General features: G+C 44.1%; 18 protein-coding genes. 17 read left to right on the top strand and 1 reads right to left on the bottom strand.

Annotated elements, in window-relative coordinates:
* The first annotated feature begins 24 nt into the window (after nt 1-24).
* The 4 genes from E5329_RS00950 (at nt 25) to E5329_RS00935 (ending at nt 3632) form a co-directional block, all read left to right on the top strand.
* Nucleotides 25-861, top strand: a complete 837-nt coding sequence (locus E5329_RS00950) for a carbohydrate ABC transporter permease (protein WP_275442893.1) — start codon at nt 25-27, stop codon at nt 859-861.
* Nucleotides 851-2269 carry an efflux RND transporter periplasmic adaptor subunit gene (locus E5329_RS00945; RefSeq protein WP_135987699.1) on the top strand — a complete coding sequence of 473 codons (1419 nt, stop codon included), beginning with the start codon at nt 851-853 and terminating at the stop codon, nt 2267-2269. Before E5329_RS00950 ends, E5329_RS00945 begins: the two co-directional genes overlap by 11 nt.
* 50 nt (nt 2270-2319) lie before the next feature.
* Nucleotides 2320-3006, top strand: coding sequence for a hypothetical protein (locus tag E5329_RS00940; protein ID WP_135987698.1), 687 nt, complete (start codon nt 2320-2322; stop codon nt 3004-3006).
* Between the two features lie 182 nt (nt 3007-3188).
* A complete protein-coding gene (locus E5329_RS00935) occupies nt 3189-3632 on the top strand; it encodes a GNAT family N-acetyltransferase (protein ID WP_135987697.1) in 444 nt (147 codons plus the stop codon).
* 217 nt (nt 3633-3849) lie between these two features.
* Here the strand turns inward: E5329_RS00935 and E5329_RS00930 are convergent, their stop codons facing one another.
* On the bottom strand, nt 3850-4224 hold the full coding sequence (locus E5329_RS00930) for a metal-dependent transcriptional regulator (protein WP_135987696.1): 375 nt from the start codon (nt 4222-4224) through the stop codon (nt 3850-3852).
* 234 nt (nt 4225-4458) lie between these two features.
* Between E5329_RS00930 and E5329_RS00925 the strand changes: the two genes are divergently transcribed.
* The 13 genes from E5329_RS00925 to E5329_RS00870 all read left to right on the top strand — a co-directional run bounded on the left by E5329_RS00925 (nt 4459) and on the right by E5329_RS00870 (nt 14447).
* Nucleotides 4459-4671, top strand: a complete 213-nt coding sequence (locus E5329_RS00925) for a FeoA family protein (protein ID WP_135987756.1) — start codon at nt 4459-4461, stop codon at nt 4669-4671.
* Nucleotides 4672-4684: 13 nt separating this feature from the next.
* Nucleotides 4685-4906, top strand: coding sequence for a FeoA family protein (locus E5329_RS00920; protein WP_135987695.1), 222 nt, complete (start codon nt 4685-4687; stop codon nt 4904-4906).
* Between the two features lie 83 nt (nt 4907-4989).
* Complete coding sequence (gene feoB, locus E5329_RS00915) at nt 4990-7176, top strand: ferrous iron transport protein B (RefSeq protein ID WP_135987694.1); 2187 nt, start codon at nt 4990-4992, stop codon at nt 7174-7176.
* Nucleotides 7177-7266: 90 nt separating this feature from the next.
* On the top strand, nt 7267-7548 hold the full coding sequence (locus tag E5329_RS00910) for a DUF2325 domain-containing protein (protein WP_135987693.1): 282 nt from the start codon (nt 7267-7269) through the stop codon (nt 7546-7548).
* A 112-nt stretch (nt 7549-7660) separates the two neighbouring features.
* The gene (rd, locus tag E5329_RS00905; RefSeq protein ID WP_135987692.1) at nt 7661-7822 is read left to right on the top strand and encodes a rubredoxin; all 162 of its coding nucleotides are present in this window, start codon (nt 7661-7663) and stop codon (nt 7820-7822) included.
* A 105-nt stretch (nt 7823-7927) separates the two neighbouring features.
* Nucleotides 7928-8563: a hypothetical protein gene (locus tag E5329_RS00900; RefSeq protein ID WP_135987691.1), complete on the top strand. Its 636-nt coding sequence runs from the start codon at nt 7928-7930 to the stop codon at nt 8561-8563.
* Complete coding sequence (locus tag E5329_RS00895; RefSeq protein WP_135987690.1) at nt 8505-9608, top strand: Ig-like domain-containing protein; 1104 nt, start codon at nt 8505-8507, stop codon at nt 9606-9608. Before E5329_RS00900 ends, E5329_RS00895 begins: the two co-directional genes overlap by 59 nt.
* 145 nt (nt 9609-9753) lie before the next feature.
* Entirely contained in the window at nt 9754-10068 is a 315-nt protein-coding gene (locus E5329_RS30325) for a TetR family transcriptional regulator (protein ID WP_275442891.1), read from the top strand.
* Entirely contained in the window at nt 10065-10301 is a 237-nt protein-coding gene (locus E5329_RS30320) for a TetR-like C-terminal domain-containing protein (protein WP_275442889.1), read from the top strand. The genes E5329_RS30325 and E5329_RS30320 overlap by 4 nt, the downstream gene beginning before the upstream one ends.
* A 141-nt stretch (nt 10302-10442) precedes the next feature.
* The gene (locus E5329_RS00885) at nt 10443-11549 is read left to right on the top strand and encodes a zinc-dependent alcohol dehydrogenase (protein ID WP_135987689.1); all 1107 of its coding nucleotides are present in this window, start codon (nt 10443-10445) and stop codon (nt 11547-11549) included.
* Between the two features lie 210 nt (nt 11550-11759).
* The gene (locus E5329_RS00880; protein ID WP_135987688.1) at nt 11760-12443 is read left to right on the top strand and encodes a response regulator transcription factor; all 684 of its coding nucleotides are present in this window, start codon (nt 11760-11762) and stop codon (nt 12441-12443) included.
* Nucleotides 12436-13689: a sensor histidine kinase gene (locus E5329_RS00875; protein WP_275442888.1), complete on the top strand. Its 1254-nt coding sequence runs from the start codon at nt 12436-12438 to the stop codon at nt 13687-13689. The genes E5329_RS00880 and E5329_RS00875 overlap by 8 nt, the downstream gene beginning before the upstream one ends.
* An 86-nt stretch (nt 13690-13775) precedes the next feature.
* Nucleotides 13776-14447: a polyphosphate polymerase domain-containing protein gene (locus E5329_RS00870; protein ID WP_135987687.1), complete on the top strand. Its 672-nt coding sequence runs from the start codon at nt 13776-13778 to the stop codon at nt 14445-14447.
* Nucleotides 14448-14468: the final 21 nt, after the last annotated feature.

Genomic DNA, 14468 nt, shown 5'->3' with positions numbered 1-14468 from the left:
TTCAAAATCCTGGCAGTTTTTATCTTGTTTTTTGCAGGAGTTCTCTCTTGTCTGCCCGTGTTTTTTCTGGTGACAGGAGCCATAACCGGAGAGCAGGAGCTTAGGGCAAACCTGCAGGGAGTGCTGCAGGGGCAGGGGCGGACCCAGTTTGTGCTGTTTCCTATGTTCCCCACAGCCAGGGGATTTGTGGAGCTGCTGCTTGATGCGCCGGAATTCTATGTTGTGTTCTGGAATTCTGTGAAAATCACACTTGTAATTCTTGTAGGGCAGCTTGCGGCGGCTGTTCCAGCGGCATGGGGGTTTTCCAGGTGGCATGGAAAAGTAAGCAGTGTATTGTTTTATATTTATACGATTCTGATGCTGCTGCCGTTTCAGGTTACCATGCTGTCTCATTATATTGTTATTGATCGGCTGGGAATGATGGATACCCATGGGTCAGTGGTAATTCCGGCAGTATTTTCCACGTTTCCAGTGTTTTTGATGTACCGCAGTTTTCTTATGATACCAGAGGAAGTCTACGAGGCGTTTTCGCTGGACGGAGGCAGCAGATTCCAGGCGTTCTGCCATATAGGCGTTCCCCTTGCCATGCCTGGAATCAAGGCGTCGGTTTTATTAAATATGGTGGAATACTGGAATATGGTGGAGCAGCCGCTGCTGTTTCTTAAAACGCCGTCGCTCTGGCCCTTTTCCATCTATATTCCGAACATCGGAAACGAGGAGCTTTCCTATATTTTTGCGTTTTCTTTGGTGGTTCTGATTCCCATGGCGTTGGTTATTTTGATAGGAAGAGAGGAGCTTGGCAGAGGAATCGGGGCAATGGCGCAGGTGAAACAGGAAAGAGGTGAAACAGATGAAAGGTAGGCAAATCATAGAGTTTATGTCCGGCAGCCGGAATTTTCGGGCGTTGGCGCTGTTTCTGGCAGGAATGGCTCTTATGACGGGAGCGGCCCGGGCGGCAGATAATTTTCTTATTCCGCGGGTATCCGTAAGTTCGCCGGCGGAAAAAAAGCTGGAATATCATGTGCAGATTCAGGGACAGATTCAGGCTGAGAAGGAAGCGGCTGTTTACTGCAGGGAAAATCTTCGGGTAGCGCAGGTTCCAGTTCGGGAAGGAGAACAGGTTCAGAAGGGAGAGCTGCTGCTTGCGGTAGATTTGGACAGTCTGTCCTTGCGGATACGGGAATTGGAGCAGGAGATTCAGAAAATGAATCTGCAGATTGAGGATTTACAGACGGCATATCAGAAGCAGGTCCAGCAGCAGAATCGGGAATTTCAGCGGGCCGGGCAGGATTATGACGAAACGGTGAGCCGGATGCAGAGCCAGGTGAGCCAGGCAGATCTTGAACTGCAGCAGGCAGAGGAAGCCCTTCGGCAGCATGAGAATCAGAAGCCTCAGGAGGAAATGGGGCGAAGAAAAGAAAAAGCTGCAGAGCCAGAGGAAAATGACGCAGAGGGAGGAACGCTGGCGGAATGGAGTCAGAGACAGCAGGAATTGTTACAGCAGTATCAGGAGAAACAGAAGGCATATGAGGAAATTCTGGCAGCCAGTGAGGAAGCGGTGAAAACAGCCGCAAGGCAGCTGGAAGACGCCGGGGAAGAAACGGCGCAGGATCATTCTGGCACATTGCTGGAAATTGAGAAACAGAAGCTGGAGGATTCTTTGGAGAATTACAATAAGCTAGAGCAGGCAGAAGGAAAAATTTACGCAGAGGTGGATGGACGGGTGAAAACCTTAAATATTTCTGTTGGAAGCTCTGTCGGCAGTGAACCGGTAATGATTCTGGAGGATTATGGACAGTCCTTCCGATTTGAGGGAAGTGTGGAGGAAGATGAAAATCTGCGTCTGGAGGAAGGAATGGAAGGCGTTCTGGAGGCGGATGGAGGGAACATAAGGCTGGAAGGCGTAAAGATCCGTGAAGCCGTTTTGGAGGAAGGAATCTGGCAGGTAAGCGCAGCGGTAGATTCCTCTGCGGCATGCCAGGCAAAAGAGGCAGTATTAAGCATTACAAAAGAAAGTCCCTGGTATGATGCAGTAATTCCCCGGTCGTCTCTGCAGTATGGAGAGCAGGAAAATTATATTATCCGAGTTCGGGAGAAAGAAACGATTCTGGGAGTGGAGACAGTGGCGGAGTATGTGCCGGTGACGCTTTTAGAAAAAAGCGCAGACTATGCGGCAGTGAAAGGAGAGATTTCCAGAGAGGACATAATTGTGACGGATGCGGACAAGAATATCAAGGAAGGTGAGCGGATACGAATTGTGAGAGAATAAAAACGGGCAAGGTATGGGAAAGGGCCTTGCGGATGCTGGCGGTAATTTTTTTGATTAGCAGTTTTACCGGTTTCTGCGTGTATTTTAAACAGTTAAAAATGCTGCCGGAATATTTTGCCTTTCTTTATCAGAAACCGGTTTCTGAGGAAAAATTAACGGAGGAATGCCGCAGACAGCAGATTCCATGTGAGATTCAGGAATCGGACATAGGGGCGGAGGATGTGCAAAGGGAATCAGAAAAATTCCAGGCAGTTCTGGTCGGCGGCATAGAGGCCATGGACTACGGCCGGGTGGAAAGCCTGTTTTCTGACAGTGATGTGAGAATAGACGTCAGTTTGCTGAAATGGATGACAGCCATCCTGGTTCTGGGATGTTTTGCGTTGTTGCTGCTGCTGGTATTTTACTGTTATGAGAAATGGGGCTGTAAAAAATGGGTGTATGGCGTTACGTTTCTGTTCTGGGCAATGTATGTGAGATATGCAGTTTTTGGCGGCATGCCTGAATTTCCTCTTTGGTCCCTTCCGGGGCGCTGGTCGGATTTTGAGGGTTGGGGAGAGTTCTGGCAGGAAGTGGAAAACCAGCTTTGCTGCATCATCCGTTTCTGGGATCATTCCGTGGTTTCCGGGTATTGCGAATGCATGGGAAAGAGTGTGGGATATCTGGCGGTATTTCTGGCTGCGGCGGCAGACAGAGTCCGCAGAATCGGAATAAGATGTGCTGGGAAAATTGTTGAATAGAGAAATCTTTTTCTAAAGAATTGACTTATAAAAAAGTATTTGATATAATCAAAAAATAATTTTGCTATCGCACTATCACCGGATAGTGTGTATTATTAAGGCATTCAGAAGTTAGCCGTAGGTACGGTGCAGTTTGCACTATAAGGCTGACTTTTGGATGCCTTTAGTTTTAGGAGGAAAAAATGGATATTAAATTTTATGACACATTGCCATTAGAGGCGGTAGAAATTCGCAAATTAGTTTTTGTGGAAGAACAGGGATTCAAGAATGAATTTGATGAAATTGATATTTATGCAAGTCATCTTGTTATGTTCAAAAGTAATGTGCCGATAGCCACTTGCCGCTTTTTTAAAAAGCAACATATTTCGTGTTATGTGATTGGGCGAATTGCTGTGATAAAGGAATATCGCGGTCAAAAACTAGGTGCGGAATTAATAAAAAAAGCAGAGGAAATTGTGTGTAAAAATGGAGGGAAGTATATCATGCTTCACGCACAAATACAAGCACAACATTTTTATGAAAAGCAGGGGTATTTGCCATATGGGGAAATAGAATATGATGAAAATTGTCCTCATATTTGGATGTCTAAGAAAATAATGGGAAAAGAAGACGCCATTCTGGAATAGTTATTGTAGGGCAGCGAGAAGCAGCGGCAGTCAGAGAATACCTGCTTGGAGAAAGAACTGAAAAAGGCCACAGAAACGCAGGCAGGAGTTATACAGGCATTTTGTGAAGCGGTGCCAGGACAGGGGAAGGGGGTTGCTTGACGAAGAGAATGCAAGGCGTTGGATTGACACAGATATGGACTGCTCCAGTAAAATAATTAAGCAGCAGTCCTTTTTCTTATAGTGAAAAATTCTGTTTCACAGCCTTTTTTATTGCCGCAAAACTCTCGCGGCTGATTACATGCTCCATGCGGCAGGCGTCTTCTGCCGCAATTTTTTCATCTACGCCTAAGCTTTTCAGCCAGCTGGAAAGAAAATTATGCCGTTCATAAATCATTTCTGCAATTTCGCGTCCGGATTCTGTCAATGTGATGTATCCTGCCTTTGAAACAGTGATATGGCCTTTCTCACGCAAATTTTTCATTGCAACGCTGACACTGGATTTCTTAAAGCCCAGTTCTACAGATACGTCAATGGAACGGACCACAGGCAGCTTCTTGCTTAATATTAAAATAGTTTCTAAATAATTCTCGGCAGATTCGTTGGTTTTCATAGTAACAGATCCTCCTTTGCTTCTACTTATTATAAGTATACTGAAAGGAAGGCAAAATAGCAAATACTTTTTATTCTGGCTGTGCGGGAACCATCTGAACATATGGAATCATTGGCATTTTAGAGAAATTTCAAAAAAGTTGTTGACAACAGACGTATGTTAGCATATACTAACTATTGAAAAGCGAATGAGAACCAATTTCAATAAGTGATTCTAAGGAAAGAAAGGATGATTATGATGCCGTTGACCATGGCGAGAGCAGGGGAAGTCAATGTAATTAAAAAAGTTGGCGGAAAAGAAGAGACCAGGAGATTTTTGGAAAATCTGGGATTTGTAACCGGAGGGCAGGTCACTGTGGTGTCAGAAATCAGTGGCAGCATGATTGTAAATGTAAAAGAGTCAAGAGTTGCCATCAATAAAGATATGGCCAATAAGATAATGATTTAAGGGAGGAAAGAGCATGAGGACATTAAAGCAGATCCCTTGCGGAGAAACGGTTAAAGTTGCAAAATTGCATGGAGAAGGCCCCGTGAAGCGGAGAATTATGGATATGGGCATTACGAAAGGCATAGATATATTTGTGCGGAAGGTAGCGCCTCTTGGCGATCCAGTGGAAGTAACGGTGCGGGGATATGAATTGTCTCTGAGAAAAGCGGATGCAGAAATGATTGAAGTGATGTGATTATTTTTTTTGGTTATAGGTTAGTAAGTGCTAATTATAGTAAGTAAGAAAAAACTTGCCGGAAGGCGGATAGGAGTTGTGAAATGTCAGTAAAAATTGCGTTAGCAGGAAATCCAAACTGCGGGAAAACAACCTTGTTCAATGGTTTGACTGGTTCCAATCAGTTTGTGGGAAACTGGCCTGGAGTTACGGTTGAGAAAAAGGAAGGAAAACTAAAAGGGCATAAAGATGTTGTTATTATGGATTTGCCGGGAATTTATTCCCTGTCGCCTTATACGCTGGAAGAAGTGGTTGCCAGAAATTATCTGATTGGAGAGCGTCCGGATGTTATTTTAAATATTGTGGACGGAACTAATCTTGAGCGGAACCTGTACCTTTCCACCCAGCTGATGGAACTGGGAATTCCAGTTGTTATGGCTGTGAATATGATGGATGTGGTTGCCAAAAGCGGGGCAAAGATACATATCCGGGAGCTGGGCAAAAAGCTGGGCTGTCTGGTGACAGAGATTTCCGCCCTGAAAGGGGACGGTGTGATGGAAGCGGCAGAGAAAGCCTTGGAGCTTGCTCAGGGAAAAGGGAACGTAAAAGCCGTACATGAGTTTTCGCCGGAGACAGAAGGAGTTTTAACGGCCATTGAAGATAAGCTGGGCAGTGAAATTCCGCAGGAGCAGAGAAGGTTTTTTGCGGTAAAGCTGTTAGAGCGGGATGAAAAAATAGCTGCGCAGATGAAGCATGTGCCGGATGTGAAAGCAGAGATTGAAGCTTTGGAAAAAGAAATGGATGATGATGCGGAAAGTATTATCACCAATGAAAGATATGTTTATATTTCTTCAATTATCGAAGCTTGTTATACCAGAGGACAGAAAGAGAAGGTCACAGTTTCAGATAAAATTGATCGGATTGTAACCAACCGTATTCTGGCGCTTCCGATTTTTGCGGCAGTGATGGCTCTGGTGTATTATGTGTCCGTAACAACGGTAGGAGACTGGGCAACCGGCTGGGTGAATGACGGGGTATTTGGAGAAGGATGGAATCTGTTTGGCATAGAAAGCATTCATGTGCCTGCAATTCCGGAACTGTTTTCTGGCGGATTGGAAGCCATTGGCTGTGCGGCCTGGTTGCAGGGATTGATTGTAGACGGTATTGTGGCAGGCGTCGGAGCAGTGCTGGGATTCGTACCGCAGATGCTGGTATTATTCCTGTTTCTGGCGTTTCTGGAAGCCTGCGGATATATGGCGAGAGTGGCGTTTATCATGGACCGTATTTTCCGTAAGTTCGGTCTTTCCGGGAAATCCTTTATTCCGATGCTGATTGGAACAGGCTGCGGCGTACCGGGGATTATGGCAAGCCGCACCATTGAAAATGACAGAGATCGGAAAATGACGATTATGACTACCACCTTTATTCCATGCGGGGCGAAGCTTCCGATTATCGCATTGATTGCAGGAGCGTTTTTTGGAAACGCCTGGTGGGTTTCCTTCAGTGCATTTTTCGTAGGAATTGCAGCAGTGATTTGTTCTGGAATTATTTTAAAGAAAACAAGGATGTTTGCAGGAGATCCTGCACCCTTTGTAATGGAGCTGCCGGCTTACCATATGCCTACTCCTGGAAATGTGCTGAGAAGTATGTGGGAGCGGGGATGGTCCTTTATTAAGAAGGCAGGAACGATTATTATGCTGTCTACGATTTTCGTATGGTTTACCACATATTTCGGCTGGGTGGACGGACAGTTCCGCATGCTGGATCAGATGGAGCTTGATAACAGTATTATGGCGGCCATTGGAAATACATTTGCATGGATTTTTATCCCTCTTGGCTGGGGCGACTGGAAATCAGCGGTTGCAGCAATTACAGGGCTGGTTGCCAAAGAAAATGTTATAAGCACCTTCGGCATTATTTTTGGCTATGCGGAGGTAGCAGAGGACGGAGAAGAGATTTGGGGATTGCTGGCCTCTTCCATGACAGCAGTTGCAGCGTATTCCTTTATGGTATTTAATCTATTGTGCGCACCCTGTTTTGCGGCAATGGGAGCCATCAAGCGGGAAATGAACAACATCAGGTGGTTCTGGTTTGCCATTGGGTATCAGTGTGTTCTGGCTTATGTTGTGGCGCTTTGCATTTATCAGATTGGAACCTGGATTACCCTGGGAACCTTTGGAATCGGAACGGTTGTGGCGCTGATTTTGATTGCAGGATTTATTTATCTGCTGTTTCGCCCCTGTCGGGAAGGCAGCAGCCTGAAAGTAAAAGGGCTTGCAGGGGCAAGATAAGAGAGAGTCATCGAACAAAAAATATGGGGAATTGTGTAATGTCCACTGCACAATTCCCCGGTTTTTAAAAGTGGAACAGGAGGAAATAAGATGAGCGTCGTAATTATTGGCGGCCACGACCGCATGGTCTGTCAGTATAAAAAAATATGTAAAGAATATCAATGCAAAGCCAAGGTTTTTACCCAAATGTCCGGTAATTTGAAGGATAAAATTGGCTGCCCGGATTTGGTAGTTCTGTTTACCAATACAGTGTCCCATAAAATGGTTCGATGCGCAGTGGCCGAAGCCCAGAAGGTCCAGGCAGATATTGTCCGGTGCCATACCAGCAGCGGCAGCGCCCTGACAGAAATTCTCTCCGAAAAATGCTGCTGATTTCCAAACAGATGCAAATACAATGGAAAAATATTCCATTTGGCAGTGTATATTTTTCATATTATATGGTAATATATAGAGGTAAATATCATCTTATGAAGGAGGTGAAAGGATGGACAAGTATGTTTGCGAACCCTGCGGATATGTGTATGATCCCGAAGCTGGTGATCCAGATAACGGAATTGCCCCTGGAACAGCATTTGAAGACTTGCCGGAAGATTGGGTATGTCCTTTGTGCGGATTGGGGAAAGATGTGTTTGTAAAAGAGCAGTAAGAATACTTTTTACTGTCGGCAGCCTGCGGTTTCGCAGGCTGTTTTGCATGCCTGATATTTCGACAGCCCATGGCAGAAATCCTCAGCATAGGCGACAAGCATTACATGAGTCGCCAGGTAACAGAGATTGAATGGCGTCTGGAAAGCAGTATGGGCGAGTTCGTAGATTCCAGCGTTTATACGGTAAGCGGTGAAAAAGGGGAGCGGATTACAATTAACCCCAAAGTGTTAAGGGATGATTTGAAAGCAAAACTAGAGGGAGAAAATGAGTCCGAGGATTATTACTGTAACCTTTATGCCATTATAAAAGCTGGGGGAGAAGAACAGGGGAGAAAATTTTTGTGGATCAATATTATGAAACCCTACTATTGGATTCAAACAAGCAGTTATGAAGTGCTGAAAAGTACAGTATTTACATACAAAGACGGGAAAATTGAAGGTAGTGCACAGAATAAGGAACATCCTGACGGTGCAGAAATTATGCTGGATCTGAAAGAAGTGAAGGTTTTGGAACAGGATCTGAAAACTGCAAATGCAAATGTGTTTACTGTGAAAAAGAATGGAAACGATATTCTTCTGACGGCTGAAAATCCCGGAACGGCAACGATAGAGTATCGGGTTGCCCTTCCTTTGGGCGGAGAAAAGACATTTACCCATGAAAAATCTGTTGTAACAGACAGGTATGAAGAAGTGGGAAAAGCTGGAACCCGGAAAATATACGGTTACATATACTTCTTATGATGAAGAGATTATTTCTGTAGCGGCAGACGGAACCGTGAAAGCAGTTGGAGAAAATGGATATGGATATATGGCAGCCAAATGTACAATTCCAGTAGCGGATGGCGAGAGTTATGAAGACTGGTGTGAAGATGAAATCAGCGTAAGTAGCAGTTACGCGCAGGCAGTCGCAAAGGAAATTGTTGCGGTTCCTGGAGAAACCATTAACAATGTGGAATTGGAATGGAAAACATTTGATTTGGAGCATAAAAACGGTGTGACAGAGACAGGCAGCTTTACCTATTATTTCTATAGAAAATGGGGAGAAGTCAGTCTCAATGAGGCGAAGACAGGCTTTACTGTAGATCCTGACGCGGTTGAAGGGAAAAAGATACGGATTCGAGTGCGTCTGGAAAAAGAAAATTCTGAGGGGATTAAGGAGTATGCGCTTGGCACAGTTACTGTGAATGTCTGCAGCCACAATTTTGTCCAGAAATCCTTAAAACCAGCCACCTGTACGGAAGTGGGAACGAAAGTGTTAGAATGCAGCAAATGCCATGCAGCCACAAAGGCAGAAACCATCCCAGCAGCCGGACACAAAGCCGGAAGCTTTACAACTGCCAAAGCAGCCACCTGCACTGAAGCAGGCTCCCAGCAGCAGAAATGTACGGTATGCGGAACGGTTATGAACACCAAGGATCTGCCCAAAACCGGACATTCCTTTGGAGAATGGAAAGAGACAGCCAAACCCACCGCATTGCAGCAAAGCACAGAGACCAGAACCTGCACAACCTGTAAGACGGCAGAAACCAGAAAAACCAATAAGCTGAAAGCAACCATTAAGCTGAATGTGAAAAAAATCCCCTTACAAGTCAAGAAGTCAACCACGGCAGTGAAGGTTGTCTCCATGACAGAGGGAGACGGAGTTAAATCCTGGAAGAGCAGCAATAAGAAAGTGGCGACGGTAACCTCCAAGGGAAAAATTACCGGCAAGAAAGCGGGAACCGCTAAAATTGCCGTAACATCCGGCAAAAAGAAAGTAACAATCAGTGTGACGGTAAAGAAATAAGAATTTTGGAATCCAGCAAATAGAAAGCGATAGCATAACCATAAAGAAACAGAGACTTGCAGAAAAGGGTGGAATCTTCCATCCTTTTTTGATAATATGGTATAAATTAGTATGGATGTAAAACAGGAAGGAGAACTTCGTATTTATGAATTCATCAGAAAGAATCAAACGAAAATTCATAAAAGCACTGATTTCTTTGATGGAATATGAGTCGCTCGACCGAATTACTGTGACTGAGATTGTAGAAGCATGTGAAGTGACCAGACCTACGTTTTACCGTTATTTTAAGGATAAATATGATCTGGTAAACTGGTATTTCGATATTCTGGCACAGAAATCGTTCAGACAAATGGGGATTAGTCTGTCACTTCGGGAAGGCCTTGTTACAAAAATTCGATTGATGGTGGAGGAAAGAGTTTTTTTACATCAGCCTTTTCGTCCTCAGCGCAAAATTGTTTGATTGATTATGATTATGAATGTATCTATCAGTTTTATAAGGATGTGATTCATAAAAAGGGAGACGGGCTTTTAACAGCAGAGATTGATTTTCTGTTACGCATGTACTGTTACGGTTCGATTTATATGACTGCGGAATGGACGAAACATAAGATGCCTTTGGCGCCAGAAGAAATAACAGAACGTCTGCTGGATGCGTTACCGCCTAAATTATTTGAATTATTAAAAGATTTGTAAAAAATATGATGTTACATTTTGAGTGATGTGTAATATTTTTAACAGTTGGAATTATGTGTAACTTGTGTTCAAAGCAATTGAATTTTACAATGAAAGTACAGATTGTTAGAAAAATATCAATAAAGAAAGGATGGTGCTTCCATGTGTAAAATTCCAGAAGCAGCAAAAGTAGCAGTATTAACAGGAGAAAAGAAGATTGATGTCAGAGAATTTCCGATTCCGGAGATTAATGATGATGAAGTTCTTGTAAAAGTGGAAGGATGTGGTATCTGCGGAACAGATGTCCATGAATACAAAGGAGATCCGTTTGGATATATTCCGATTCAGCTTGGTCATGAAGGAACTGGTACGATTGTAAAGCTCGGAAAGAATGTAACCAAAGATTATTCAGGAAAACCGTTGAGTGTTGGAGATAAGGTTGTAACAGGTCTGAAGCCTTGCGGAACTTGCGATACCTGTGTAAAGCATCCGGAGCAGATTCATCTGTGTGATGGAGGAGAAATATTTGGGTTGTTGCCTGGAGAGGAAAATTTCTTTCACGGATGGTTTGGGGAATACATAAAGATTAAAGCCGGCGGCGTTATTTTCAATGTATCCGATATGGAGGATTTGGACAGCCGTCTTCTGATTGAACCAGCTGCCGTTGTGGTGCATGCGGTAGAAAAGGCAAAAGAAATTTTTAATTTCAAGCATGATTCCTATGTTCTTATTCAGGGATGCGGACCGATTGGCCTGCTTCTTCTGACAACGGTACGGACAATGGGATGCAGAAATATCATTGCAGTGGACGGAGATGAAAAGCGTCTTGGTATGGCAAAGAAGCTTGGCGCTAATTGGACGATTAATTTCTTAAAAGAGGATGCTGGGATGCGGGTAAAAGAGCTTACAGAAGGCAAGGGTGCAGAAATGGCATTTCAATGTACCGGTTCACCGAAGGCTGCATCGACTATCTGGCATTATGTACGCCGCGGAGGAGCTATGTGTGAACTGGGCTTTTTCGTAAATAATGGTGATACAACCTATAATCCACATCTGGATATCTGCAATAAAGAGATTAAAGTTACTGGTTCATGGACCTATCAGGCAAAGGACTGGCTGCAGGCTATGGAAATGCTGAAAGAAGCCATGAAGCAGGGGTGGCCTGTAGGAGAACTTGTTTCACATAAATTTCCGTTGGATGCGATCAATGAAGCAATGGAAACAAATATCCGGATGGATGGATTCAAAATTGCAATTGTGAATCAGTAAGACAAAATTAACAAAAAGAGACAAGAGGGAAGTAAGACATGTATTGGGTCATACTTCCCTAAAGTATTTTTCAAACACACCTTGTTTTTTCATTATCGTTTTCAATCTTTTTTCAATTTTAGGCAGTATAATGATATAATAGCATTATACTCAAGAGCATACTTATTTGCCAAATCATTTGGCTCACGGGTATAAGTGGAGGTGTTTGGTATGCGGCTGTTACTTGTAGAAGATGAAAAAAGAATGGCGCAGGCGTTGTGCGAGATTTTACGTCTGGAAAAATATGAGGTGGATCATTACGTGAATGGATTAGATGGCCTGGCGGCTGTGGAAAGTGATATTTATGATATTGTGATCCTTGATGTGATGCTGCCGGGAATGAACGGACATGAGATTGCCAGGAAAGCCCGGCAGAAAGGGATACGCACGCCCATCTTAATGCTGACGGCAAAAGCCGAGCTTGACGATAAGGTTCTGGGGCTGGACAGCGGAGCTGACGATTATCTTACCAAGCCTTTCCAGACCTGCGAGCTGCTAGCAAGGCTTCGGGCCCTGGGCAGACGGAACATCAACTCAGCAGATGGAACATTGGCCTATGGGGATATCTCCTTGGATACCAATACAAATATGCTTTCCTGTACCACCGGCGGACAGAGTATAAGGCTCAGCGAAAAGGAATACCGTATTCTGGAATATCTCATTGCCAATGGGGGACAGATTCTATCCCGTGAGCAGCTTGCAGTAAAAATATGGGGCTTCAACAATGAAGCGGAATACAATAATGTGGAAGTATATATGTCCTTTACCCGAAAAAAGCTTTCATTTGTAAAAGCAAAAACGGAAATTAAAGCAGTTCGTGGGATCGGATATGAATTGAGGTACAGTAATGTTTAAAAAGTCCCGGAGAAAAATCGTTGCCGCCATTATGTCTGTTCTGGCGCTCTTATGGGTAGGGACGCTTGCGGTTATTTACGCTTCCAGCTATTATGAAATGTCAAAGCAAAACCGCGGAATGTTAAGGGAACATGCCGAACAGTATGTCCTGTCCCAGCCTTTTGACGCGCCTCCTCCCGCTAAGCCCGAACCTGACCTGAGAAAGCCTCACTATTTGGATTTACCGTCATTTCAGCTTTCCACTTTTTATACGGTTGCAATGACATACGACGGAAAGCTCCTTGAAATCAATAATCCGCAGCAAACCGTGTACAGCGAGGAAGAACTGGAAGGTTTTGCCCGTGATGTATTGGCAGATGATAAAGTAACAGGCGTGAAAAATAACCTTATTTATTATACGATGGACAAAGGCGGATATATGCTTGTTTCCTTTAAAGACAATACCATTATTCAGGAAAGCATGGGCACCCTGTTTCGTTATACGCTGATATTCGGCGGACTTGCTATCGTTGCCCTGTTCTTCCTTGCGATTTATCTTGCAAGGCAGATCGTGAAACCGCTGGAAGAAAGCTATCAGAAGCAAAAGCAATTTATTTCCGATGCGGGGCATGAGCTGAAAACGCCGATATCGATTGTCAGCACCAATGCGGAGCTTTTAGCAAGAGAACTTGGCGCTAACAAATGGCTTGCCAATATTCAATACGAAAATGAGCGGATGGGCCTATTGGTGTCTCAACTGCTGGAGCTTTCCCGTATCGAACATGTTTTGCCTCAAAGGGAACCCATCGACTTCTCCCATCTTGTAAATGGGGAGGCGCTGCCTTTTGAAAGCGTAGCTTATGAAAATGGCCTGATTCTGAATTGCAGCGTAATGGATAATATTGTCCTTGAGGGAAATAGTGTGCAATTGAAGCAGCTTGTCTCTATCTTGCTGGATAATGCAATCCGTTACGGGAACAGCGGCAAAGACGTTCAGCTTATATTAAAAGCGGAGGATGGGTCTGCCAGGCTATCCGTGATTAATGCAGGCGAGGCGATTGCGCCGGAGCAAAGAAAGCAGCTTTTTGAAAGGTTTTACCGTGTGGATGCTGTCCGAAACGGCGAGGACGGACACTATGGACTGGGTCTTGCCATAGCAAAAGCAATCACGTTATCGCATGGCGGAAAAATCAGCGTTCACTGCGATCGCGGACTGGTCGAATTTAAGGTTCAGATACCAATAAGGAAATTTTCCTATCTTCAATGAAACTTCAATCTTCCTCCTGTACGATGAAGGCGATTCAAAGTACAGGAGGTTTTTATGTATAAAAATAAGGAAAAGGAAGTGAGAAAATGAAATACCGGCATGAATGGAAGCATGAAATAGGTTATGGTGATCTGTTGGTTTTAAGACAGAGGCTTTCGGCAATTACAAAGCGTGACGTACATACAATAGACGGAAAGTATGAAATCCGCAGTCTTTACTTTGATACTTTGACCGATAAGGCGCTGCGGGAGAAAACAGACGGCGTAAATATCCGTGAGAAATTCCGTATCAGGTATTATAACAGAGATCTATCTTTTATCCGGCTGGAGAAGAAAAGTAAGATAAATGGACTTTGCCGGAAAGAAACTGCATCACTGACGGCGGAACAGACGCAAACAATATTAAACGGAGACTACAGCCGGATGGCCCAGAACAAGGTTCCTCTTATCACAGAATTTTATGGAAAAATCATCAGCCAGGGGCTTCGGCCGAAAACAATCGTCGATTATACAAGAGAACCCTATATTTTTGCCCCTGGCAATGTCCGTGTTACTTTGGACTACAATATCAGAACCGGAATACAGAATACGGATTTTCTGAATCCTGACAGTGTGACTGTTTTTGCAGGGAACGCACCGATTATATTAGAAGTAAAGTGGGATGAGTATTTACCGGATATTATTCGGGACGCCGTTCAGCTTGAAAACTGCCGGACATCCGCATTTTCCAAATATGCCGTATGCAGGGTATACGGCTGAAATTTAAAAAAGGAGAAATTT

Origin of the sequence: Petralouisia muris, assembly GCF_004793545.1 — a bacterium.
GTDB lineage: Bacteria > Bacillota > Clostridia > Lachnospirales > Lachnospiraceae > Petralouisia > Petralouisia muris.
This window is presented reverse-complemented; position numbering and strand designations above follow the sequence as displayed.

Coding starts and splice junctions, on each gene's coding strand:
- E5329_RS00885 (WP_135987689.1), top strand. CDS start 10,443: ATGTGTAAAATTCCAGAAGCAGCAAAAGTAGCAGTATTAACAGGAGAA.
- E5329_RS00945 (WP_135987699.1), top strand. CDS start 851: ATGAAAGGTAGGCAAATCATAGAGTTTATGTCCGGCAGCCGGAATTTT.
- E5329_RS00920 (WP_135987695.1), top strand. CDS start 4,685: ATGAGGACATTAAAGCAGATCCCTTGCGGAGAAACGGTTAAAGTTGCA.
- E5329_RS00880 (WP_135987688.1), top strand. CDS start 11,760: ATGCGGCTGTTACTTGTAGAAGATGAAAAAAGAATGGCGCAGGCGTTG.
- E5329_RS00900 (WP_135987691.1), top strand. CDS start 7,928: ATGAGTCGCCAGGTAACAGAGATTGAATGGCGTCTGGAAAGCAGTATG.
- E5329_RS00870 (WP_135987687.1), top strand. CDS start 13,776: ATGAAATACCGGCATGAATGGAAGCATGAAATAGGTTATGGTGATCTG.
- E5329_RS00875 (WP_275442888.1), top strand. CDS start 12,436: ATGTTTAAAAAGTCCCGGAGAAAAATCGTTGCCGCCATTATGTCTGTT.
- E5329_RS00910 (WP_135987693.1), top strand. CDS start 7,267: ATGAGCGTCGTAATTATTGGCGGCCACGACCGCATGGTCTGTCAGTAT.
- E5329_RS30325 (WP_275442891.1), top strand. CDS start 9,754: ATGAATTCATCAGAAAGAATCAAACGAAAATTCATAAAAGCACTGATT.
- feoB (WP_135987694.1), top strand. CDS start 4,990: ATGTCAGTAAAAATTGCGTTAGCAGGAAATCCAAACTGCGGGAAAACA.
- E5329_RS00895 (WP_135987690.1), top strand. CDS start 8,505: ATGAAGAAGTGGGAAAAGCTGGAACCCGGAAAATATACGGTTACATAT.
- E5329_RS00925 (WP_135987756.1), top strand. CDS start 4,459: ATGATGCCGTTGACCATGGCGAGAGCAGGGGAAGTCAATGTAATTAAA.
- E5329_RS00930 (WP_135987696.1), bottom strand. CDS start 4,224: ATGAAAACCAACGAATCTGCCGAGAATTATTTAGAAACTATTTTAATA.
- rd (WP_135987692.1), top strand. CDS start 7,661: ATGGACAAGTATGTTTGCGAACCCTGCGGATATGTGTATGATCCCGAA.
- E5329_RS00935 (WP_135987697.1), top strand. CDS start 3,189: ATGGATATTAAATTTTATGACACATTGCCATTAGAGGCGGTAGAAATT.